We start from the raw sequence: 20,689 nt of genomic DNA, 5'->3' as shown, positions 1-20,689 counted from the left end.
AACCGTACATATCAACGGGCATCATGGAAACTAAACGCATTCCGCAAGCCACGTCGCCCCTGGCCGCGTGGCTTTCTTATCTGGAAAATCTGCACAGTAAAACCATCGATCTGGGTCTTGATCGCGTAAGCCAGGTCGGGGCGCGTCTGGATGTGCTGCGCCCCGCGCCGTTTGTCTTTACGGTTGCTGGCACCAATGGCAAAGGCACCACCTGTCGTACGCTGGAGTCTATTCTGTTGGCGGCGGGCTATCGGGTGGGTGTTTACAGCTCCCCGCATCTGGTGCGTTACACAGAGCGTGTGCGCGTGCAGGGGGAAGAACTTGCCGAATCTGCACACACTGCGTCCTTTGCAGAAATCGAAGCCGTGCGTGGCGACATCTCATTAAGCTATTTTGAATTCGGTACACTCTCCGCGCTGTGGTTATTTAAGCAGGCTGCGCTGGATGTGGTGATCCTCGAAGTGGGGCTTGGCGGCCGTCTTGATGCCACGAATATGGTAGATGCCGACGTTGCCGTGGTAACCAGTATTGCACTCGATCACACTGACTGGCTGGGACCGGATCGCGAAAGCATCGGTCGGGAAAAAGCCGGTGTTTTCCGCAGCGGTAAACCCGCCGTGGTTGGTGAGCCGGATATGCCGCACACCATTGCTGACGTTGCGCAGGAAAAGGGCGCGTTATTAATGCGTCGCGGTGTGGAATGGCGCTATACCGTGAATGCAGACGGCTGGGACTTTAGCGATGCGCAAGGCGACCTGAACCATCTGCCGCTGCCGCAGGTACCGCAACCCAATGCGGCGACTGCACTGGCGGCACTGCGGGCCAGCCAGCTGGAGGTCAGCGAGCAGGCGATACGCGACGGGGTCGCGAAAGCGATTCTACCTGGACGTTTCCAGATTGTGAGCGAGTCGCCGCGTCTTATTCTCGATGTCGCGCATAATCCTCATGCAGCGGGTTACCTCGCCGGGCGTCTGGCAGCGTTGCCGAAAAAAGGACGCGTGCTGGCGGTTATTGGCATGCTGCATGATAAAGACATCGCCGGGACGCTTGCCTGTCTGGAGCCGGTGGTCGATAGCTGGTATTGTGCCCCTCTGGAAGGGCCGCGTGGCGCTACAGCGGAGCAACTGCTGGCGCATTTGACCTCTGGCCGCGCATGGCCGGATGTGGCGCAGGCCTGGCAGGCGGCAATGGCGGAAGCCGACGCCTGTGATACTGTGCTGGTGTGTGGATCGTTCCACACCGTAGCGCATGTGATGGAAGCGATGGACGCGGGGAGAACCGGTGGCAAGTAAGTTTCAGAACCGTTTAATGGGCACTATTGTGCTTGTCGCGCTCGGGGTGATCATTCTTCCCGGGTTGCTCGACGGGCAGAAAAAGCATTACCAGGATGAATTCGCGGCGATCCCATTGGTGCCGAAACCTGGCGATCGCGACGAACCCGATATGATGCCGGCTGCAACGCAGGCGCTGCCGGCCCAGCCGCCGGAAGGGGCAGCGGAAGAGGTGCAGGCTGGTGATGCGGCTGCGCCGTCCCTCGATGCTTCAAGACTTGCCGCCAGCGGCAATGCCAATCCGGAAGTGACCACACCGCCGGTGACAAAACCTAAACCGGTTGAGAAACCGCAGCCAAAACTGCAGGCACCACAGCAAACGCAACCTCAGGCCGTGCGTGATAAGACCAGCGAACAGCTGGCGATGGCGAACGAAGAGCCCGCCGAGCCGCCGAAAGCGCAAGATGAGAAGCCAACACCGACCGGCAAGGCGTATGTGGTGCAGCTTGGCGCGTTGAAAAATGCCGATAAGGTCAATGAAATCGTTGGCAAATTGCGTGGCGCAGGGTACCGCGTTTACACATCGCCGACCACGCCGGTTCAGGGTAAAATCACCCGTATTCTGGTCGGGCCGGACGCGTCGAGGGATAAGCTGAAAGGCTCCCTTAGCGAACTTAATCAGTTGTCAGGGTTAAGCGGCGTGGTGATGGGGTATACGCCGAACTAAGTGTTACGCCTCCTTAACCCGGCCCTCAGTCAATGTGTAGAGTGCGTCGCATGACGCCTTCCTCACTCTTCCGGAAGAGGGCCTGAGTGAGGAGGAAAAAGCCTGAATAACGCCCAAATACAGGCGACCGGAAACGTGGCGTTGAATATTTTTTCAGCGCCATTTTTATTTACGCGCGGGAAGGAAATCCCTACGCAAACGTTTTCTTTTTCTGTTAGAATTCGCCCCGAACTGGACGACAGGGCGTAAAATCGTGGGACACATATGGTCTGGATTGATTACGCCATCATTGCGGTGATTGGTTTTTCTTGTCTGGTAAGCCTGATCCGCGGCTTTGTTCGTGAAGCGTTATCGCTGGTGACATGGGGTTGTGCTTTCTTTGTTGCCAGTCATTACTACACTTACCTGTCTGTCTGGTTCACGGGCTTTGAAGATGAACTGGTGCGCAATGGGATTGCCATCGCCGTGCTGTTTATCGCAACGCTGATTGTTGGCGCCATCGTTAACTACGTGTTAGGGGCGCTGGTGGAGAAAACCGGCCTGTCGGGTACAGACAGGGTGTTGGGGATCTGTTTTGGCGCGCTGCGTGGCGTGCTGATCGTCGCCGCCATTCTGTTCTTTCTTGATACATTTACAGGCCTGTCGAAAAGCGAAGACTGGCAAAAGTCGCAGCTTATCCCGCAATTCAGCTTCATCATCAGATGGTTCTTTGACTATCTGCAAGGCTCGTCGAGTTTCTTGCCCAGGGCATAACCCCTGAGATGTGGCTTAACGAGGAAAAGACGTATGTGCGGTATTGTCGGTATCGCCGGTGTTATGCCGGTCAACCAGTCGATTTATGACGCGTTAACGGTGCTACAGCACCGTGGGCAGGATGCAGCGGGTATCATCACTATTGATGCGAACAACTGTTTCCGTCTGCGTAAAGCGAACGGTCTGGTAAATGATGTTTTTGAAGCCCGCCATATGCAGCGTCTTCAGGGCAACATGGGCATTGGCCACGTGCGCTATCCCACCGCAGGCAGCTCCAGCGCCTCGGAAGCTCAGCCTTTTTACGTCAACTCCCCGTATGGTATTACGCTTGCGCATAACGGCAATCTGACCAACGCACACGAGTTGCGTAAAAAGCTGTTTGAAGAAAAGCGCCGCCACATTAACACCACATCTGACTCTGAAATTCTGCTCAATATTTTTGCCAGCGAACTGGATAATTTCCGCCACTATCCGCTGGAAGCAGACAATATTTTTGCCGCCGTTGCCGCCACTAACCGCCAAATCCGCGGCGCATACGCCTGCGTGGCGATGATTATTGGCCACGGTATGGTTGCCTTCCGCGACCCGAACGGTATTCGTCCGCTGGTGCTTGGCAAACGTGATGTCGGTGATGGGCGTACGGAATTTATGGTGGCCTCTGAAAGCGTGGCACTGGATACGCTGGGCTTTGAATTCCTGCGCGATATCGCACCGGGCGAAGCGGTGTACATCACCGAAAAAGGTCAGTTGTTTACCCGCCAGTGTGCGGATAACCCGGTCAGCAATCCGTGCCTGTTTGAATACGTCTACTTTGCGCGCCCGGACTCCTTTATCGACAAAATCTCTGTCTATAGCGCCCGCGTCAACATGGGCACCAAGCTGGGTGAGAAGATTGCCCGCGAATGGGAAGACCTGGACATCGACGTGGTGATCCCGATTCCGGAAACCTCCTGCGATATCGCGCTGGAAATCGCGCGTATCCTCGGTAAACCGTATCGCCAGGGTTTTGTGAAAAACCGTTACGTTGGTCGTACCTTTATCATGCCGGGTCAGCAACTGCGTCGTAAATCCGTGCGCCGCAAGCTGAACGCCAACCGCGCCGAATTCCGTGATAAGAATGTCCTGCTGGTGGATGACTCCATCGTACGCGGCACCACTTCTGAGCAGATCATCGAGATGGCGCGTGAAGCCGGAGCGAAGAAAGTTTATCTCGCTTCCGCTGCACCGGAAATTCGCTTCCCGAACGTGTACGGCATTGATATGCCTACTGCGAATGAGCTTATCGCGCACGGTCGCGAAGTCGATGAAATCCGCCAGATTATTGGCGCCGACGGCCTGATCTTCCAGGATCTCAACGACCTGATTGATGCAGTACGTGCGGAAAATCCGGATATCCAGCAGTTCGAGTGCTCGGTATTTAACGGTGTCTACGTGACCAAAGACGTTAATCAGCAGTATCTCGACTATCTCGATTCCCTGCGTAACGACGATGCCAAAGCTGTGCAGCGCCAGAACGAAGTGGAAAGCTTAGAGATGCATAACGAAGGTTGATCCTGTCGCGCCCCTCCGCCAGTGAGGGGCGCAACCTGTTGCAACGCCCTCTATAATCAGGCAAAGTTCTCGCACAAAAGAGGGGCGACAATCATGAAACGACTAATTGTGGGGATCTCCGGCGCCAGCGGCGCGATCTACGGCGTGCGTCTGTTACAGGTGCTGCGTGATGTGGCGGAAGTTGAAACCCACCTGGTCATGAGCCAGGCTGCCCGTCAGACCCTCTCTCTTGAAACGGATTTTTCTCTGCGCGATGTGCAGTCGCTGGCGAATGTGGTGCACGACGCGCGCGATATCGCCGCCAGTATCTCGTCCGGCTCATTTAAAACCGCAGGCATGGTTATTCTGCCGTGTTCCATTAAAACCCTCTCCGGCATTGTGCACAGCTATACCGACAGTCTGCTCACGCGCGCGGCGGATGTGGTGCTGAAAGAGCGCAGGCCGCTGGTGCTTTGCGTACGGGAAACCCCGCTGCATCTCGGTCACTTGCGTTTAATGACCCAGGCCGCTGAGTTGGGTGCGGTGATCATGCCGCCGGTTCCGGCGTTTTATCACCGCCCGCATACCCTTGATGATGTCATTGATCAAACGGTCAACCGCGTGCTGGATCAGTTTGCTATCGACCTGCCGCAGGATCTTTTTACCCGCTGGCAAGGGGGTGATGCTGCAAAATAGTGCGTTGCTACAGGGCATGCGCTTTTTTGGGGCAATTCTGCAAGCGCGATCATATCCTCAACATTTAATCCCTCTTTTCCCCGCTTAACGCTCCGGTTCGTTCGGCAGACCTGCTATCTTTCATCACTAAGGTGAATTTGCAACGTTTTATTAACAAATTTAACGCGGTTATGAATGCACTGCGGGAAACTGGCATAAGACATGCAAGGTAACTGGCAGCAACACACAACACAACGCAATACAAAATAAAAACAGAACACTTGAGGGTAATGTATGAAGAAGACGGTTCTCGCTCTGTCTTTAATGCTGGGTCTGTCTGCGACCGCCAGCGTTTATGCAGCGCTTCCCCAGACGGTGCGCATCGGCACTGATGCGACTTACGCGCCGTTCTCATCCAAAGATGCGAAAGGGGAGTTTGTGGGTTTCGATATCGATTTGGGTAACGAGATGTGCAAACGCATTCATGTGAAATGCACGTGGGTCGGGAGCGACTTTGACGCGCTGATCCCGTCGCTGAAAGCGAAGAAAATCGACGCGATTATCTCTTCTCTCTCTATTACGGAAAAACGTCAGCAGGAGATCGCCTTCTCTGACAAACTCTACGCGGCGGATTCCCGCCTGATTGCGGCAAAAGGTTCGCCTATCCAACCGACACTGGATTCGCTGAAAGGCAAGCACGTTGGCGTGCTGCAAGGGTCAACGCAGGAAGGTTATGCCAACGACAACTGGCGGACCAAAGGCATCGATGTGGTGGCGTATCAGAACCAGGATCTGATCTACTCTGACCTGGCTGCGGGGCGTCTTGATGCTGCGTTCCAGGATGAAGTCGCTGCCAGCGAAGGCTTCCTGAAACAGCCCGCCGGTAAAGGGTTCGCCTTTGCTGGCCCGTCAGTGAAAGACAAAAAATATTTTGGCGACGGTACCGGTATTGGTCTGCGTAAAGATGATGCCGAGCTGAAAGCCGCGTTCGATAAAGCATTTGCCGAACTGCGTAAAGACGGCACCTACGACAAACTTGCCAAAAAATACTTCGACTTTAACGTCTACGGCGAGTAAGGCTGCATGACCCGGGCTCCCGGGTCTGAGGGAAAATGCACCACGCGCATTACGTAGCGTGGTGCAGAAATACGGTTGATGTTCTATTGTGGTGCATGACGCGCGCCATAATAGTGCATGGATGCATAATTACGCATTCAGGATGCAAAAAAAGCCACCGTGCGGGCAGAATCTTTTGCCATGCCGGGGCATATGATGGCACGATAACGGCACCGTATTGTTCAGCTAATTCCCTTAGGAAAGACAGTCTGTTGAGGATAATGATGAAAAAACTGGTGTTATCTCTTTCTCTGGTGCTCGCTGTTTCCAGCGTTTCAACCGTATTCGCCGCTATCCCGCAAAAATTACGTATCGGTACCGATCCCACTTATGCGCCGTTTGAATCGAAAAATGCGCAGGGTGAATTAGTGGGTTTTGATATCGATCTGGCGAAGGAACTGTGCAAACGCATTAAAACGCAGTGTACGTTTATCGAAAACCCGCTGGACGCGCTGATCCCGTCTCTGAAAGCGAAAAAAATCGACGTCATTATGTCGTCGCTTTCCATTACGGAAAAGCGTCAGCAAGAAATCGCCTTTACCGACAAACTTTACGCGGCGGATTCCCGACTGGTCGTCGCAAAAGATTCTGATGTTCAGCCCGAGCTGGATAAGCTGAAAGGTAAGCGCGTTGGTGTACTGCAAGGCACTACGCAGGAGACCTACGGCAACGTGAACTGGGCACCGAAAGGGGTGGAAATTGTCTCCTATCAGGGGCAGGACAATATCTACTCTGACCTGACTGCAGGCCGTATCGACGCCGCATTCCAGGATGAAGTCGCGGCCAGTGAAGGTTTCCTGAAAACGCCGCAGGGCAAAGCATATAAATTCGGCGGCCCGTCCATTAAAGACGAGAAGCTGTTTGGCGTCGGCACCGGTATGGGGCTGCGCAAAGAGGATAACGAGCTGCGCGAAGCGCTGAACAAAGCGTTTGCTGAAATGCGCGCCGACGGCACTTACGAAAAACTCGCGAAAAAGTATTTTGATTTTGACGTTTACGGTGGCTAATCCCACCTGTGCTTAACGTGCGGCCCCTCCCGCTACGGGAGGGGAAGAGACACGGCAAACACCACACACGACAGGACTGGCTGCATGCTGTACGGGTTTTCACAAGTCATATTACACGGTGCGCTGGTCACACTGGAACTGGCTCTCAGTTCCGTGGTGCTGGCGGTACTGATTGGCCTGGCGGGGGCGGGAGCGAAGCTTTCGAAAAACCGGGCGCTGGCATTAATCTTTGAAGGTTACACGACGCTTATCCGCGGCGTGCCGGATCTGGTGCTGATGTTGCTGATCTTTTATGGTCTGCAAATCGCCCTTAACGGTATCACTGACGCCATGGGTCTGGAGCAACTGGATATTGACCCGATGGTAGCGGGGATTATCACCCTCGGTTTTATCTATGGCGCTTACTTCACCGAAACCTTTCGCGGCGCTTATATGGCGGTGCCGAAAGGGCACATTGAAGCGGCTACCGCCTTTGGTTTTACCGGGCGACAGACGTTTCGCCGTATTCTGTTTCCGGCGATGATGCGTTATGCGCTGCCGGGCATTGGCAACAACTGGCAGGTGATCCTCAAAGCCACGGCGCTGGTCTCTCTGCTGGGACTGGAGGATGTGGTGAAAGCCACCCAGCTCGCCGGGAAAAGCACCTGGGAGCCGTTTTATTTCGCCATTGTCTGCGGTGTGATTTACCTCGCGTTTACAACGGTTTCCAATGGTGTGCTGCTTCTTCTCGAACGTCGCTACTCCGTGGGTGTGAAGAGGGCTGACCTGTGATCGAGATTATTCAGGAGTACTGGCAATCCTTGTTGTGGAGCGATGGTTACCGCCTGACTGGCGTGGCCATCACCCTGTGGTTGCTGATTTCATCGGTGACGATGGGGGGCGTAATGGCGGTGTTTCTCGCTATCGGGCGCGTCTCCAACAACAAATTTATTCGTTTCCCTATCTGGTTATTTACCTACGTTTTTCGCGGGACGCCGCTCTATGTCCAGTTGCTGGTGTTCTATTCCGGAATGTATACGCTGGAAGTGGTGAAAGGCACCGAACTGCTGAACGCGTTTTTCCGCAGCGGTCTCAACTGTACAGTATTGGCGCTGACGCTAAACACTTGCGCCTATACCACCGAGATTTTCGCCGGGGCGATCCGTTCGGTGCCGCACGGTGAAATTGAAGCGGCGCGGGCCTATGGTTTCTCGTCGTTCAAAATGTACCGCAGCATTATTCTGCCGTCGGCGCTGCGTATTGCGCTGCCCGCCTACAGTAATGAGGTGATTTTAATGCTGCACTCAACGGCGCTGGCGTTTACCGCCACCGTGCCGGATCTGCTGAAAATCGCCCGGGATATTAACTCTGCCACCTACCAGCCTTTTACGGCGTTTGGTCTGGCGGCGGTGCTGTATCTGATTATCTCTTATGTGCTGATTAGCTTATTCCGCAAAGCGGAAAAGCGCTGGTTGCAGCATATGAAGCCTTCTTCGACGCACTGAGAACACGATGTCTGAGAATAAATTAAACGTTATCGATTTACACAAGCGCTACGGTGAGCATGAAGTGCTGAAAGGCGTGTCGTTGCAGGCCAATGCGGGTGATGTGATCAGCATCATTGGCTCTTCCGGCTCCGGCAAGAGTACGTTTTTACGCTGTATTAACTTCCTCGAAAAACCGAGCGAAGGCTCGATCGTCGTGAACGGGCAGAATATCAACCTGGTGCGCGACAAAGACGGTCAACTGAAAGTGGCCGATAAGCACCAACTGCGCTTGTTACGTACCCGGCTGACCATGGTGTTCCAGCATTTTAACTTGTGGAGCCATATGACGGTGCTGGAGAACGTGATGGAAGCGCCGATCCAGGTGCTGGGCTTAAGCAAGCAGGAAGCCCGCGAACGTGCGGTGAAGTACCTGGCGAAGGTCGGCATCGACGAAATGCAGCAGCAAAAATACCCGGTGCATCTCTCCGGCGGCCAGCAGCAGCGTGTATCCATTGCCCGTGCACTGGCAATGGAGCCGGAAGTCCTGCTGTTTGACGAACCGACTTCAGCGCTGGATCCGGAGCTGGTGGGCGAAGTGCTACGCATTATGCAACAGCTGGCGGAAGAGGGGAAAACGATGGTGGTGGTGACCCACGAAATGGGGTTCGCGCGCCATGTTTCCACCCACGTTATCTTCCTGCATCAGGGCAAAATTGAAGAGGAAGGCGCGCCGGAAGAGGTGTTTACCAACCCGAAAAGCCCGCGTTTGCAGCAGTTCCTCAAAGGTTCATTGAAATAAGTCACCGTGTTACAGGGGCGGCTGGCCTGCTAAATGTTGCGCCATCCGGTGAAATGCCGAATGGCGCTTTTCTTTTTTTCAGGCCCGGTAAAGGCTCTGCGCTCGGGCAAATCGCTACTTTTCCGCCAGCAATTTCACCGCCGTGTCTTCATCCGTGACCAGGCCATTCACCCACTGTCCGGTTAATGCGGCGCGGATCGCAGCGTATTTTTTCGCGCCCCCGGCAAAGCCATAAACGTTACGTGGCGTTTGGCTGCACAGCGGCACGCTGGTCAGTCGCGTGTCCAGTTCTCCTTCCAGACGCACTCCCTGATGGTTAAAGAAATGGCCCAGCATCTCGCCAGCAACATGCTGTTGTTCCAGTGCTTTGACCTGTTCATCGGTGATAAAACCTTCGGCATTGAGCGGGCAGCCGAGACCCACTTCGCCAATCCCCAGAAACGTGATATCCGCATTCAGCGCCCGCTCCGCCACGCGCTGGTAAAGCTGGTGCTGGCACCACATGGTTTTGTCTTCCGGGCTGTCGGCATACAGCGGTGCCGGAATGAAGAAATATTTTCCCTGCATTTTCTCCGCCATTTTCAGCGGCACATCGTAACGGGTACCCGAATCATCACGCGCGATGGCACCGATCATCGACACGCACTGATGCTGCGGACGTTCCAGCCAGGGCAATGCATCAATAATTGCACGCAACGTCTTCCCGGAACCAATGCCGAACACCTGCGGGGAATCGTTGGCAATGAATTTCGCCATTACGTCTGCGCCTTCTACCGCCAGCATCTGCTGGATGGCTTCATTCTCAAGCCCGGCGGAAGGCACCACGCGGCACAGTGAGAGCGCATATTTTTCCTGTAAATTCGCCGCCAGTTCCATGCAACGGGTCACCGGATGGCTGATATTCACCGTGACCATGCCCATTTCCCGCGCGCTGGAAATCAGCCGTTGTGCCACCTGGCGGGATAATCCCAGCGCCGTGGCGATATCTTGCTGTGTTAAGCCTGCCACGTAATACATCCAGGCGGCGCGTGCGGCGAGTTCCTGTTTTTTCTCTTCTTTGTTCATCAACGCATTCCTGAAATTACCTGCCAACAGTGTACCGCTGAATAGCCTGATGGTGTGAGTGGGCAAAAGTCCACTTCTAGGGCAAATGCTAATTTCGTGAGTTGCCTCGCAGAAAGATTTCGCTTACGGCTACTAACATACTCCTCACAAACGGGCATATGCCCGTGAATATGTCAAATGCTCATTGTGGGGTGATAATTATGTCCGGTAACAAAGCGGTATGGATGCATATTGGCGCAGGCTCGTTTCATCGGGCGCATCAGGCGTGGTACCTGCACAGCCTGATGCAGCAAGGTGACGACAGCTGGAGTATCGCGCTGGGGAATATTCGTGATGATGCCAATGCGCTGCTTGGCGCACTCGCTGCGCAGAAAGGGGAGTATGTGCTGGAGACCGTTTCTCCGGATGGGGAACGCCAGTACGAAACCATCACGTCAATCCGTAAAGTGTTGGCGTGGGACAGTGAAATCAGTGCACTGGTGGCACAAGGGGCGGATGCGCAAACCCGCGTTATTGCTTTCACCGTGACTGAAAGCGGCTACTACCTGACGCCGGAACATGAGCTGGATATGCAGCAGGCGGATATCAAGGCCGATCTCAATGGCGGCATTCGCACCCTGTACGGTGCGCTGACCCGCATTCTTACCCAGCGCATTGCTAACAATGGCGGCCCGGTAACGTTGCTCAATTGCGACAATCTGCGCCATAACGGTGAACGCTTCCGCCACGGTTTTCTCTCTTTCCTTAAAGCCAAAGGCGAACGGGCGTTGTATGACTGGGTGAAACATTACACCACCTCACCGAACACCATGGTTGACCGCATTACGCCGCGACCCACGCCGGATGTGGCCGAACGCGTGCTGGCGGCGACGGGCATTCACGATGCAGTGCCGGTGATGGGGGAATCTTTTATCCAGTGGGTGATTGAAGATGACTTTATTAACGGCCGCCCGGCGCTGGAAAATGTTGGCGTCGAGCTGGTGGAATCTGTGCTGCCGTGGGAAGAGGCGAAGATTCGCATTCTGAACGCGACCCATAGCTGCATTGCCTGGGCCGGAACGTTAATTGGCCTGAGCTACATCGATGAAAGCACCCGGCAGAGCGCGATTCGTCAGATGGCCTGGGAGTATGTCTCCCGCGATGTGATCCCTTCATTAACGCCCAGCCCGCTCGATCTTGCTAAATACCGGGATGTGGTGCTTGCCCGCTTTGGTAACCCGTATATCAAAGATACCAACCAGCGTGTCGCTGCTGATGGTTTATCGAAGATCCCGGGGATGGTGACGCCCACTTTGGTTCAGTGCTACCAGCGCGGTGCAACGCCGTCTGCAACCGCCGTGTTGCCGGGACTGTTCTTCCTGTTCCTGCGTCGCTGGGCGGACAGCACGTTGCCGTATACCTATCAGGACGGCGTCATGCGACCGGAGGCGATAAAGGCACTGTTTGCTTCTGACGATCCGCTGGCGACCTTCGCAAAAGATGAAGCCCTGTTCGCTGAGCTCGCGCAATCGGCTGATTTTCTTGCCTTGCTGCGCCGCACGGTGGCTGAGCTCGAACAGTGGGTCAAGCAGCCGCAGGCGCAACTGGCAACAGCCTGAGGGGGCGATATGTACCTGGGAATGGATATTGGCACCTCGGAACTGAAAGCACTGCTGCTGGATGCGCACGGTGAAATTGTGGGGTCCGCGCATGCGGCGCTCACGGTACAGCGCCCGCATCCGCACTGGGCGGAACAGGATCCGCAGGATTGGTGGCAGGCGTGTGGGCGCGTGGTCAGCGAACTGCGCCAGCAGTACCCGCAACAGTGGGCGGCGATTCGTAGTATTGGCCTGTCCGGGCAGATGCATGGCGCGGTACTGCTCGACAACGAAAGCAATGTGCTGCGTCCGTGCATTCTGTGGAACGACACACGCAGCGCCGCCGAATGCGACTGGTTGCGCGATCACCATCCAGAAATGATGGCCCTCAGCGGCAATATGATCATGCCCGGTTTCACCGCGCCGAAGCTGGTGTGGGTCGCACGCCACGAACCGGACATCTTTAACCGGGTGGCGAAGGTGTTGTTGCCGAAAGACTACCTGCGCTGGCGGTTGACCGGCGAGTTTGTTAGCGATCCGTCGGATGCGGCCGGAACGCTATGGCTGGATGTGGCGAAGCGCGACTGGTCTGATGAACTGCTGGCGATGACCGATTTACGCCGTGAACAGATGCCTGCGCTGGTGGAAGGCTGTGCTGTGAGTGGCCGATTGCGCGCGTCGCTGGCAACGGAATGGGGGCTCAGTTCCTCCGTAGTCGTTGCGGGCGGCGGTGGCGATAACGCCACCTCTGCAGTGGGCGTGGGGGCGGTTGCACCGGGCGATGCTTTTATTTCCCTGGGGACATCCGGGGTGATTTTCGTGGTTAACGATACATTGCAGGCCGATCCCGCTTCCGGTGTACATGCCTTTTGCCACGCACTGCCCGGTCGCTGGCATCAGATGAGCGTGATGCTCAGTGCCGCAAGCTGTCTGCGCTGGGTGTGTAACCTGCTGTCGGTCACGGAAAGTCAGTTAATGGAAGAGATCGCACAACTGACCGATGACGCGTTGCGACGTGCGCCGCTGTTTTTGCCTTACCTCAGTGGGGAACGGACGCCGCATAACGATCCGCAGGCTACTGGCAGTTTCTTTAATCTGCGCCATGAAACCAGCCGTGCATTGCTGGGGTATGCGGTGATCGAAGGTGTGACCTTTGGCCTGGCGGATGGATTACAGGTGCTGGGGAATGCGCAAATTTCCCAGTGCAGCCTGACCGGCGGAGGTGCGCGTAGCACCGTCTGGGCGCAACTGATTGCTGATGTGCTGGCGATCCCGATGGTCACCCATCCGGCCAGTTCATCGGGCGCGCTGGGTGCCGCGCGGCTGGCCTGGCTGGCAGAGGGGGGCAAAGAGGCGGATGTCTGCCTGAAACCGCCCGTGGTGGCGCGTTATACGCCGCAGGCTGAACGTGGTGCGTGGTTGTCACAACGGCTGGCGCTGTTCCGGCTGCTTTACCAACAACAACAGGCGGCACGCACGCTGCTGCCGTAATCCCTTGTCGCCCCGGCCTCTGTACCCTCGTCGGGGCATCTCCCTCACGATAGGAAGATGGTTATGCAATCGAAAGAATATTGGTTTGGCTTACCGAAACATCTGATCTGGGGATTCGTGGCTATCGCGATTTTTATGGCTGGCGATGGCTTTGAAATGGCTTTCCTGTCGAAGCACATTACCGACATGGGCTTCACGCCCGCGCAGTCGGCAGTGGTGTTTACTATGTACGGGCTGGCGGCAGCGCTGGCAGCATGGGCATCTGGCGTGGTGGCGGAACTGATCACCCCGCAAAAAGCGATGACCATCGGCTTTGTGTTATGGATAGTGATGCATGCGCTGTTTATGTCACTGGGGCTCGGGCTGCGTAACTACCCGTTAATGTTGCTGTTTTATGGCATTCGCGGGCTGGCGTATCCCCTGTTCATCTACTCGTTTATGTTGATGCTGGTGCAGGTGTTGCCCCGTCAGCATCTCGCGGCGGCCACGGGGTGGTTCTGGGCGATGTACTCCATCGGTATTGGTGTGGTGGGCAGTTATCTGCCGAGCCTGACTATTCCTGTGTTTGGGGAGACCGGGACGCTGTGGTTTGCCATTGCCTGGGTCGCAAGCGGCGGGTTGCTGGCCTTTTTCAGCCTGCGTCACGTGCCGGTGGATCGCTCGCGGGTCAATTTACCGCTGCGCGACAAGATGACCGAACTCTCCCGTGCGGCGACCATTTTGTTCACCAACCGCGACATTTTCTACGCCTGCCTGATCCGTATTATCAACACGCTGTCGCTGTTTGGTTTTGCGATTGTGATGCCGCTGCTGTTTGTCGACAGACTGGGCTTTACCATCTCCGAGTGGCTGCAAATCTGGGCAGTGTTCTTCTTCGTGACCATCTTTACCAATATCTTTTGGGGGATCACCGGCGAGTATATCGGCTGGATCCGCCAGGTCCGCTGGTTTGGTTGTCTGGGGATGGCGGTATCCAGCCTGACGTTTTATTACCTGCCGGTATATGCCGGGCATAATTTCCTCGTGGCGCTGATCCCGGCAGTGATGTTAGGGATTTTCGTCGCGGCCTTTGTGCCCATGACGGCAGTTTTCCCGACGCTGGAACCGCATCACAAAGGGGCGGCCGTGTCGATTTATAACCTCTCCGCCGGGATGAGTAATTTTGTTGCGCCAGCGATTGCCTCCGCACTGTTGCCGTTTTTTGACATCGTGGGGGTGGTGTGGGCTTACACCGGGCTGTACATCTTTGCCGGGGTGCTGACCTTGATTATTAATGTGCCGCAACCAAAACGCGTACGCCAGCAGGCGGAAGCCCGTAAAGAGGAGGCGCAGCAACGCGCCTGAGGGGGATTAGCGGGCCTGTGTCGGCGGTGAAACGGGCCACCACCCTTGTGGGTGGCCTGCGACGGAAATAAAGCGATAGTGGGTAAATACTGCGCCCCTGGCAGTGACGCGTTTTTCCAGTTGTACCGTGCGCGCGCCGGGGGGAACGATATCGTCACGGGTGCAGAGTTCTACCGGGCGTTTTAACCATGCATCATAAAAACGCAGACCGGCTTCGCAGTGTTGACTGCGCGTCACCGGCGGGCCGGGATGCCCGATGCTGAACATCACTTCGCTTTGCACGCGTTCGCTGGCGGTGGCGCGCACCCAGGCTTCCGGCGCATTCCACAGGGTTAAGGCGATAAACAGGAATACCCCTGAGAATGCCAGCAGCAGCGACTTCCACCGCCACCCTTTTTGTGCGAGACGCCAGGCAACGAGCAGGCCCACCAGCGCGGCTATCGTCATCATGGCCCCGGTATCTGGCGCATCGGCTTGCAGGTAAGCTCTATGGCTGAGTCGACTGGCAAACATCAACCAGAATAACCACAGCAAGGCGAGGCCTCCGGTCAGGAACAGCCGCGTTTTGGTCGAGATAAACACTGTCATTTCCAGTGATGAACGGGGAGGGCAAAACACCGGGTAGTTAACACGCCTGTGTGCCTTTTTCCCGCCGGTACACCCAGTCGTCGTAATATTCACCCTTCAGCAAATAGGCTTTTTCCAGCACCTGTACACGCTGAAAGCCGCTCTTTTCCAGTACCCGTACAGATCCCTGATTCTCCGCCAGTACCCAGGCATTCAGCGCCTGCACATTGCGTTTATCGAAGGCGAACTCACACAATGCTTGCAGCGCTTCTGACGCAACACCGCGGCCCTGTGCTGTGGGTAAGATGGAATAACCAACATCCGCTTCCTGCGGATTATGCACGCTGGGGCGCAGGCCAATATCGCCGACAGCGGTATGCTGCGCATCGCGGATCACAAAGGCGTTGTCATCCAGCAGACGATTATCAAATAACGTGCGGATCTGCCTTTCGGAGGCGACTTCGGCCATATAGCGCATAATGCGGTCATCCCGGCGTAAACGCAGAAAGAATAGCCAGTCGGATTCCTGAAACGGGGTAAGCGTAAAGCGGGGGGTCTGCAACCTCATTAAATCGCCCTTCCGGTGACAAAGCGCTTAAGCTTAGCACCGGAAGAGGATCAGGGGGGCCACGAAAATTAGGGGGTTACCACATCCCCCAACGCTTCTTCGAGATCGTACCAGCGAAAGGCAAAGCCTGCGGCTTCGAGGCGTTTGGGCAGGGCGCGCTGCCCGCCGAGCACCAGCACGGAGGACTCACCCATCATCAGGCGCACTGCAAACGCGGGCGCGCGCATGATCGCCGGACGTTGCAATACGTGACCGAGCGTATGGGCAAACTGCTCGTTGCGCACCGGATAGGGGGAAACCATATTGAATGGCCCGCGCAGATCGTTATCCAGCAGCCAGAGAATGCCGTTCAGCATATCGTCAATGTGGATCCACGCCATATATTGACGACCATTGCCGATAGGCCCCCCCAGGCCGAGGCGAAACAGCGGTAACAGTTTCCCCAGAATGCCGCCTTTTGGTGCTAATACGACACCGGTTCGCAGCAGGCACACGCGGGTGCGGTCGCTCTGTGCGCTACTGGCAATTTGCTCCCAGCGCGCGCACAACTTATGGGTGAATTCGTTATGTGGCGGTTCTTCTTCAGTGACCACCACTTCACCGAGATCGCCGTAATAACCCGCAGCTGAACCCGAAATCAGCACCTGCGGCGGGTTATCGCTGGCGTGAATCAGGTCAACCAGTCGCTGGGTGATCTCCCAGCGGCTGTTGCAGAGCCGTTGTTTCTGCTGTTCATTCCAGCGCTTGTCGGCAATGGGTTCACCCGCCAGATTGATCACCGCGTCGATGTCATTAAGGTGTGTCTGTTCGCTCAACCCCTTCCACAAACTGACGCGAGCATCCAGCAGTTGCTGTGCTTTGGCGGGATTACGGGTGACCACCGTGACGCTGTGCCCCAACTCGAGCAGGCGAGGGATTAAATGACGACCAATCAGGCCCGTACCGCCGGTAATCAGTATCTTCATGTTCCCCTCCCGGGTGTATCCTTCGTCCCGTTCAGCATAAGTGACTCAGTAATATTCGCATGCGACGCTGAGCACATCCTGAATGATTTTTTTCAGTCATGAGAACAGGTTACTTCACACCGGCTGCGCATTCTGCATCGCCCGCTCGGTGGCCGGACGCGTGCGTATCCGCTCAAACCAGTTGAACACCGCCGGGAAATTCTCCAGGTCGATGCGCTGGCGTTGATGCGATCTGACCCACGGCCATGCGGCGATATCGGCAATGCTGTACTCATCGCCCGCCAACCACGGGACGCGTTCCAATCTCTTATTCAACACGTGATACAACCGCTGAGTTTCCACCTGGTAGCGCTCAATGGCATAGGGGACAGGCTGCGGCGCAAAGTGATTAAAGTGGTGGTTCTGCCCGAGCATGGGGCCAAACCCGCCCACCTGCCAGAACAGCCACTGTATCGCAAGGGTGCGTTCGCGCAGATGGCGACTGAGCAGTTGCCCTGTTTTTTCCGCCAGATAGAGCAAAATGGCACCGGACTCGAACACGCTAACGGGCGAGCCGCCATCAGCAGGGTGATGATCGACAATCGCCGGGATTTTATTGTTAGGAGAGATAATCAGAAAGTCGGGGCGAAATTGTTCGCCTTTGCTGATATCCACGCGGATCAGTCGGTATTCAACGCCTGTCTCTTCAAGAAACAGTGTGATTTTATGACCGTTCGGCGTGGGAGCAAAATAGAGGTCTATCATCAAGACTCCTGTTATGGGAATGTGCGTCACCTCCTGAGTATAGGTGTTACCTCTGGTGTGCGAGTTTTCATTAAGTGACAGCTCACACAGGACGTTATATTTTGATGAAAAATTTCACCGTTAAACGAGGATGTTATGAGCGAACCGGCAATGACTCTGTGGTCTGATGCAAATTTCTTCTCCCCGTATGTGATGTCAGCCTGGGTTGCACTGCATGAAAAAGGGTTGCCCTTCACCATTAAATCCATTGATATCAATGCTGGCGTGCAACATACGCCGGACTGGCCGGGTTATCCGTTGACTCAGCGTGTGCCATTACTGGAGATGGCGGGGTTTACGCTTAGCGAATCCTCCGCGATTGCGGAATATCTGGAAGAGCGTTTTGCACCGCCTGAATGGGAGCGTATTTACCCTCACGCTCTGCAAAACCGCGCCCGCGCGCGACAAATCCAGGCCTGGCTTCGCAGCGATCTGCTACCGATACGTGAAGAACGTCCTACCACCATTATGTTCGCCGGGGAGAAAAAGGGGGCACTAAGCGCCGCCGGGCAGCGGAGTGCGGCAAAACTGTATGCCATCGCCGGGGAGTTGCTGTCGCACGGTAAACCGAACCTGTTTGGTGAATGGTGTATTGCTGATGCCGACCTGTCGGCGATGCTCAACCGACTGGTGATGAACGGCGATGATGTTCCCCCGTTACTGGCGGAATATGCCGCGTTTCAGTGGCAGCGCTCATCTATCCAGCGCTATGCTGCACTTTCCGCTAAGCGAGCGGGCTGATATAGGACGCCGCTTCCGCTATCATAAGGCGGTTTTTTTCAGAGAGGTGCAGTGATGAAGCTGATGTTTGCATCGGATATTCACGGGTCGTTGCCCGCGACGGAGCGCGTACTGGCGTTGTTTGCACAAAGTGGGGCCCGCTGGCTGGTTCTTCTGGGTGATGTGCTCAATCACGGTCCGCGCAATGCGTTACCGGAAGGCTACGCCCCAGCACAGGTAGCGGAGCGGCTCAACGAGCAAGCGAGTCGGATTATCGCCGTGCGCGGTAACTGCGACAGTGAAGTGGATCAGATGCTGTTGCACTTCCCGATAACGGCCCCGTGGCAGCAACTGCTGTTGCCGGAGCGGCGCGTATTTCTGACCCACGGTCATCTTTTTGGTCCGGACGATGTGCCGCCGTTGGAGGAGGGAGATGTGCTGGCGTACGGTCACACGCACATTCCGGTGGCGGAAAAGCGCGGTGCGATTGTCCATTTCAACCCCGGTTCGGTGAGTATCCCGAAGGGGGGATTTGCTCCCAGCTACGGCATGCTGGAGGAGAATGTACTAAGCGTTATCGCACTTAATGATCAGCGGGTTATTGCACAGGTGTCGATTAATCCGTAACTTACCTTTCAACCGAAACGCGCCAACAGAGCGCCACAAAGAGAAGATTTCCCGATGGTGGAACAGAGTCATTTTGCAGGCATGGAGTGGGTGGATATTGTCAACGAAGACAATGAGGTGATTGCGCAGGCCAGTCGGCAGCAAATGCGTGCACAGTGTCTGCGTCACCGCGCAACCTACATTGTGGTGCATGATGGGATGGGCAAAGTTCTGGTACAGCGCCGTACCGAAATCAAAGATTTTATGCCCGGCATGCTGGATGCCACCGCCGGTGGTGTGGTGCAGGCGGGGGAGAACTTGCTGGACTCCGCGCGCCGTGAAGCGGAAGAAGAGTTAGGCATTGCTGGCGTGCCGTTTGCCGAACACGGTCAGTTCTATTTTGAAGATCAACATTGCCGGGTGTGGGGCGGGCTGTTCAGTTGCGTTTCCCACGGGCCGTTTGCCCTGCAGGAAGAAGAGGTGAGTGAAGTCTGGTGGATGACACCGGAAGAGATCACCGCCCGCTGCGATGAGTTCACCGATGATTCACTCAAAGCCCTGGCATTGTGGATGAGCCGTAATGCCAGCAACGACGTGGAAAACGAGCAGGAAGCGGAGTAGTTAGCAGCTATCCCGCAGGCAAAACGTCGGTGCAATGGGCGTTTTGTTCTCCCACTTTTCATCATTCAGGCGCGCCAACAGTGCGCGCCCGGCCTCAATACCAATTTTGCGATGCGGCACCGAGATGGTGGTCAGCGGTGGCTGACATACCCGGCTGACGTCGCTGTCGCCAAAACCGACAATCGCTAAATCATCTGGCACCTTAATCCGCCTGCGCTGACATTCGTATAACGCGCCGCAGGCCAGTTCATCCGACACGCAGACCAGCGCATCCAGCTCTGGCCAGGCCAGTAAAAACTCCGGCAATTGCGCGGCACCGGTAGAAAATACCGGCGCCGCGGCAGCGTTAATGACCCGGTTCGGCGACATATGGTGGCGCAGCATCGCTTTGTACCAACCCTGCAAATGTTGCTGGAATATCCACTGTTCCTGATTGGCGCACAGCAGGCCAATGTTCTGGTAGCCGCGCTGGATCAGCATCTGCGTGAGCTCATACATGGCCGCCACGTTATCGATACCGATATTCATATCAATCGGATCGGCACGCACGGCGCCAATTTCCATCACCGGAATCGAGGCATTTTTCAGCCAGTGGCGCACCATATCACTGTGCTCAACGCTGAGCAGGATCGCCGCTGCCAGGTTGGAGGCCAGCAGCGTTTCCAGCAGTTTCTCTTCTTGCTCAAGCCGATGTTGCGACTCCGCCAGCATGATTTGGTAACCCGCAGGTTGTAATACCTGCTGTAACCCGGCGAACATTTCCGAACATCCGGATTCCGCGAGGCTTGGCACCACCATGGCGATGGTCCAGGACGACGCTGACGCCAGCGCACTGGCCGCCAGATTGGGCATATAACCCAGCTCTTGTACGGCAGCTTCTATCTTTTCGCGAAGTTTATCTGATACCTGTTCGGGGGTGCGTATTGCCCGCGAGACGGTCATGGTACCGACGCCGGCAAGTTGCGCGACATCGGCGAGGGTCACTTTTCCGGTACTCCGCCGTTTTCGGGTAATTGACATGCTATTTCCTGCTGATCC

22 protein-coding genes are annotated in these 20,689 nt (G+C 55.8%); 16 read left to right on the top strand and 6 right to left on the bottom strand.

The window, feature by feature from the left end; translation table 11 throughout:
- The first annotated feature begins 23 nt into the window (after positions 1-23).
- The 10 genes from folC (at position 24) to hisP (ending at position 9,344) form a co-directional block, all read left to right on the top strand.
- Positions 24-1,292, top strand: coding sequence for a bifunctional tetrahydrofolate synthase/dihydrofolate synthase (gene folC / locus GA0061071_RS01965; protein ID WP_088238239.1), 1,269 nt, complete (start codon positions 24-26; stop codon positions 1,290-1,292).
- Positions 1,282-1,998, top strand: coding sequence for a cell division protein DedD (dedD, locus tag GA0061071_RS01960; RefSeq protein WP_088238135.1), 717 nt, complete (start codon positions 1,282-1,284; stop codon positions 1,996-1,998). Before folC ends, dedD begins: the two co-directional genes overlap by 11 nt.
- A gap of 264 nt (positions 1,999-2,262) precedes the next feature.
- Entirely contained in the window at positions 2,263-2,751 is a 489-nt protein-coding gene (cvpA, locus tag GA0061071_RS01955; protein WP_061493889.1) for a colicin V production protein, read from the top strand.
- A 33-nt stretch (positions 2,752-2,784) separates the two neighbouring features.
- Positions 2,785-4,302: an amidophosphoribosyltransferase gene (purF, locus tag GA0061071_RS01950; protein WP_061493890.1), complete on the top strand. Its 1,518-nt coding sequence runs from the start codon at positions 2,785-2,787 to the stop codon at positions 4,300-4,302.
- Between the two features lie 93 nt (positions 4,303-4,395).
- Complete coding sequence (locus tag GA0061071_RS01945) at positions 4,396-4,977, top strand: UbiX family flavin prenyltransferase (protein ID WP_088238134.1); 582 nt, start codon at positions 4,396-4,398, stop codon at positions 4,975-4,977.
- Positions 4,978-5,250: 273 nt separating this feature from the next.
- Positions 5,251-6,033 (top strand): lysine/arginine/ornithine ABC transporter substrate-binding protein ArgT, encoded by a 783-nt coding sequence (gene argT, locus GA0061071_RS01940; RefSeq protein WP_088238133.1) that lies wholly within the window; start codon positions 5,251-5,253, stop codon positions 6,031-6,033.
- A 263-nt stretch (positions 6,034-6,296) separates the two neighbouring features.
- A complete protein-coding gene (hisJ, locus tag GA0061071_RS01935) occupies positions 6,297-7,079 on the top strand; it encodes a histidine ABC transporter substrate-binding protein HisJ (protein ID WP_061493893.1) in 783 nt (260 codons plus the stop codon).
- Between the two features lie 84 nt (positions 7,080-7,163).
- The gene (locus tag GA0061071_RS01930; RefSeq protein WP_061493894.1) at positions 7,164-7,850 is read left to right on the top strand and encodes a histidine ABC transporter permease HisQ; all 687 of its coding nucleotides are present in this window, start codon (positions 7,164-7,166) and stop codon (positions 7,848-7,850) included.
- The gene (locus GA0061071_RS01925) at positions 7,847-8,563 is read left to right on the top strand and encodes an ABC transporter permease (RefSeq protein ID WP_061493895.1); all 717 of its coding nucleotides are present in this window, start codon (positions 7,847-7,849) and stop codon (positions 8,561-8,563) included. Before GA0061071_RS01930 ends, GA0061071_RS01925 begins: the two co-directional genes overlap by 4 nt.
- Positions 8,564-8,570: 7 nt before the next feature.
- On the top strand, positions 8,571-9,344 hold the full coding sequence (gene hisP / locus GA0061071_RS01920; RefSeq protein WP_061493896.1) for a histidine ABC transporter ATP-binding protein HisP: 774 nt from the start codon (positions 8,571-8,573) through the stop codon (positions 9,342-9,344).
- A gap of 114 nt (positions 9,345-9,458) precedes the next feature.
- Here the strand turns inward: hisP and GA0061071_RS01915 are convergent, their stop codons facing one another.
- Complete coding sequence (locus tag GA0061071_RS01915) at positions 9,459-10,409, bottom strand: sugar-binding transcriptional regulator (RefSeq protein WP_088238132.1); 951 nt, start codon at positions 10,407-10,409, stop codon at positions 9,459-9,461.
- A gap of 200 nt (positions 10,410-10,609) precedes the next feature.
- On the opposite strand from GA0061071_RS01915, the gene dalD reads away from it, so the two are divergent.
- From dalD to GA0061071_RS01900, 3 genes are all read left to right on the top strand, one after another.
- Positions 10,610-12,007, top strand: a complete 1,398-nt coding sequence (gene dalD / locus GA0061071_RS01910; protein ID WP_088238131.1) for a D-arabinitol 4-dehydrogenase — start codon at positions 10,610-10,612, stop codon at positions 12,005-12,007.
- 9 nt (positions 12,008-12,016) lie between these two features.
- Positions 12,017-13,477: a xylulokinase gene (xylB, locus tag GA0061071_RS01905; protein WP_088238130.1), complete on the top strand. Its 1,461-nt coding sequence runs from the start codon at positions 12,017-12,019 to the stop codon at positions 13,475-13,477.
- Between the two features lie 63 nt (positions 13,478-13,540).
- Positions 13,541-14,821 carry an MFS transporter gene (locus GA0061071_RS01900; RefSeq protein WP_088238238.1) on the top strand — a complete coding sequence of 427 codons (1,281 nt, stop codon included), beginning with the start codon at positions 13,541-13,543 and terminating at the stop codon, positions 14,819-14,821.
- 6 nt (positions 14,822-14,827) lie between these two features.
- Here GA0061071_RS01900 and GA0061071_RS01895 read toward each other — a convergent pair whose 3' ends face one another.
- The 4 genes from GA0061071_RS01895 to yfcG form a co-directional block, all read right to left on the bottom strand.
- Positions 14,828-15,403 (bottom strand): hypothetical protein, encoded by a 576-nt coding sequence (locus GA0061071_RS01895; protein ID WP_245191392.1) that lies wholly within the window; start codon positions 15,401-15,403, stop codon positions 14,828-14,830.
- Positions 15,404-15,446: 43 nt separating this feature from the next.
- The gene (locus GA0061071_RS01890; protein WP_061493902.1) at positions 15,447-15,956 is read right to left on the bottom strand and encodes a GNAT family N-acetyltransferase; all 510 of its coding nucleotides are present in this window, start codon (positions 15,954-15,956) and stop codon (positions 15,447-15,449) included.
- Between the two features lie 68 nt (positions 15,957-16,024).
- A complete protein-coding gene (locus tag GA0061071_RS01885) occupies positions 16,025-16,921 on the bottom strand; it encodes a TIGR01777 family oxidoreductase (protein WP_061493903.1) in 897 nt (298 codons plus the stop codon).
- A 114-nt stretch (positions 16,922-17,035) separates the two neighbouring features.
- Positions 17,036-17,665 (bottom strand): GSH-dependent disulfide bond oxidoreductase, encoded by a 630-nt coding sequence (gene yfcG, locus GA0061071_RS01880; protein ID WP_088238128.1) that lies wholly within the window; start codon positions 17,663-17,665, stop codon positions 17,036-17,038.
- Between the two features lie 135 nt (positions 17,666-17,800).
- Here yfcG and yfcF point away from each other — a divergent pair, with 135 nt between their 5' ends.
- From yfcF to yfcD, 3 genes are read left to right on the top strand one after another with little or no spacing between them, the layout of a single operon-like run.
- A complete protein-coding gene (gene yfcF, locus GA0061071_RS01875) occupies positions 17,801-18,445 on the top strand; it encodes a glutathione transferase (RefSeq protein ID WP_061493905.1) in 645 nt (214 codons plus the stop codon).
- A gap of 54 nt (positions 18,446-18,499) precedes the next feature.
- A complete protein-coding gene (gene yfcE, locus GA0061071_RS01870) occupies positions 18,500-19,051 on the top strand; it encodes a phosphodiesterase (RefSeq protein WP_061493906.1) in 552 nt (183 codons plus the stop codon).
- A 54-nt stretch (positions 19,052-19,105) separates the two neighbouring features.
- Entirely contained in the window at positions 19,106-19,651 is a 546-nt protein-coding gene (yfcD, locus tag GA0061071_RS01865; RefSeq protein ID WP_061493907.1) for an NUDIX hydrolase YfcD, read from the top strand.
- On the opposite strand, the gene GA0061071_RS01860 is transcribed toward yfcD, so the two are convergent.
- The gene (locus GA0061071_RS01860; RefSeq protein WP_061493908.1) at positions 19,652-20,671 is read right to left on the bottom strand and encodes a LacI family DNA-binding transcriptional regulator; all 1,020 of its coding nucleotides are present in this window, start codon (positions 20,669-20,671) and stop codon (positions 19,652-19,654) included.
- Positions 20,672-20,689 lie beyond the last annotated feature (18 nt).

It is taken from the genome of Kosakonia oryzendophytica (assembly GCF_900094925.1).
GTDB lineage: Bacteria > Pseudomonadota > Gammaproteobacteria > Enterobacterales > Enterobacteriaceae > Kosakonia > Kosakonia oryzendophytica.
This window is presented reverse-complemented; position numbering and strand designations above follow the sequence as displayed.

Bases quoted from the DNA above. Each gene is read 5' to 3' on its own strand.
- GA0061071_RS01900 (WP_088238238.1), top strand. From the start codon at position 13,541: ATGCAATCGAAAGAATATTGGTTTGGCTTACCGAAACATCTGATCTGG.
- hisJ (WP_061493893.1), top strand. From the start codon at position 6,297: ATGAAAAAACTGGTGTTATCTCTTTCTCTGGTGCTCGCTGTTTCCAGC.
- yfcF (WP_061493905.1), top strand. From the start codon at position 17,801: ATGAGCGAACCGGCAATGACTCTGTGGTCTGATGCAAATTTCTTCTCC.
- cvpA (WP_061493889.1), top strand. From the start codon at position 2,263: ATGGTCTGGATTGATTACGCCATCATTGCGGTGATTGGTTTTTCTTGT.
- GA0061071_RS01930 (WP_061493894.1), top strand. From the start codon at position 7,164: ATGCTGTACGGGTTTTCACAAGTCATATTACACGGTGCGCTGGTCACA.
- dalD (WP_088238131.1), top strand. From the start codon at position 10,610: ATGTCCGGTAACAAAGCGGTATGGATGCATATTGGCGCAGGCTCGTTT.
- GA0061071_RS01890 (WP_061493902.1), bottom strand. From the start codon at position 15,956: ATGAGGTTGCAGACCCCCCGCTTTACGCTTACCCCGTTTCAGGAATCC.
- yfcG (WP_088238128.1), bottom strand. From the start codon at position 17,665: ATGATAGACCTCTATTTTGCTCCCACGCCGAACGGTCATAAAATCACA.
- yfcD (WP_061493907.1), top strand. From the start codon at position 19,106: ATGGTGGAACAGAGTCATTTTGCAGGCATGGAGTGGGTGGATATTGTC.
- GA0061071_RS01915 (WP_088238132.1), bottom strand. From the start codon at position 10,409: ATGAACAAAGAAGAGAAAAAACAGGAACTCGCCGCACGCGCCGCCTGG.
- purF (WP_061493890.1), top strand. From the start codon at position 2,785: ATGTGCGGTATTGTCGGTATCGCCGGTGTTATGCCGGTCAACCAGTCG.
- hisP (WP_061493896.1), top strand. From the start codon at position 8,571: ATGTCTGAGAATAAATTAAACGTTATCGATTTACACAAGCGCTACGGT.
- argT (WP_088238133.1), top strand. From the start codon at position 5,251: ATGAAGAAGACGGTTCTCGCTCTGTCTTTAATGCTGGGTCTGTCTGCG.
- GA0061071_RS01945 (WP_088238134.1), top strand. From the start codon at position 4,396: ATGAAACGACTAATTGTGGGGATCTCCGGCGCCAGCGGCGCGATCTAC.
- folC (WP_088238239.1), top strand. From the start codon at position 24: ATGGAAACTAAACGCATTCCGCAAGCCACGTCGCCCCTGGCCGCGTGG.
- xylB (WP_088238130.1), top strand. From the start codon at position 12,017: ATGTACCTGGGAATGGATATTGGCACCTCGGAACTGAAAGCACTGCTG.
- GA0061071_RS01885 (WP_061493903.1), bottom strand. From the start codon at position 16,921: ATGAAGATACTGATTACCGGCGGTACGGGCCTGATTGGTCGTCATTTA.
- GA0061071_RS01860 (WP_061493908.1), bottom strand. From the start codon at position 20,671: ATGTCAATTACCCGAAAACGGCGGAGTACCGGAAAAGTGACCCTCGCC.
- yfcE (WP_061493906.1), top strand. From the start codon at position 18,500: ATGAAGCTGATGTTTGCATCGGATATTCACGGGTCGTTGCCCGCGACG.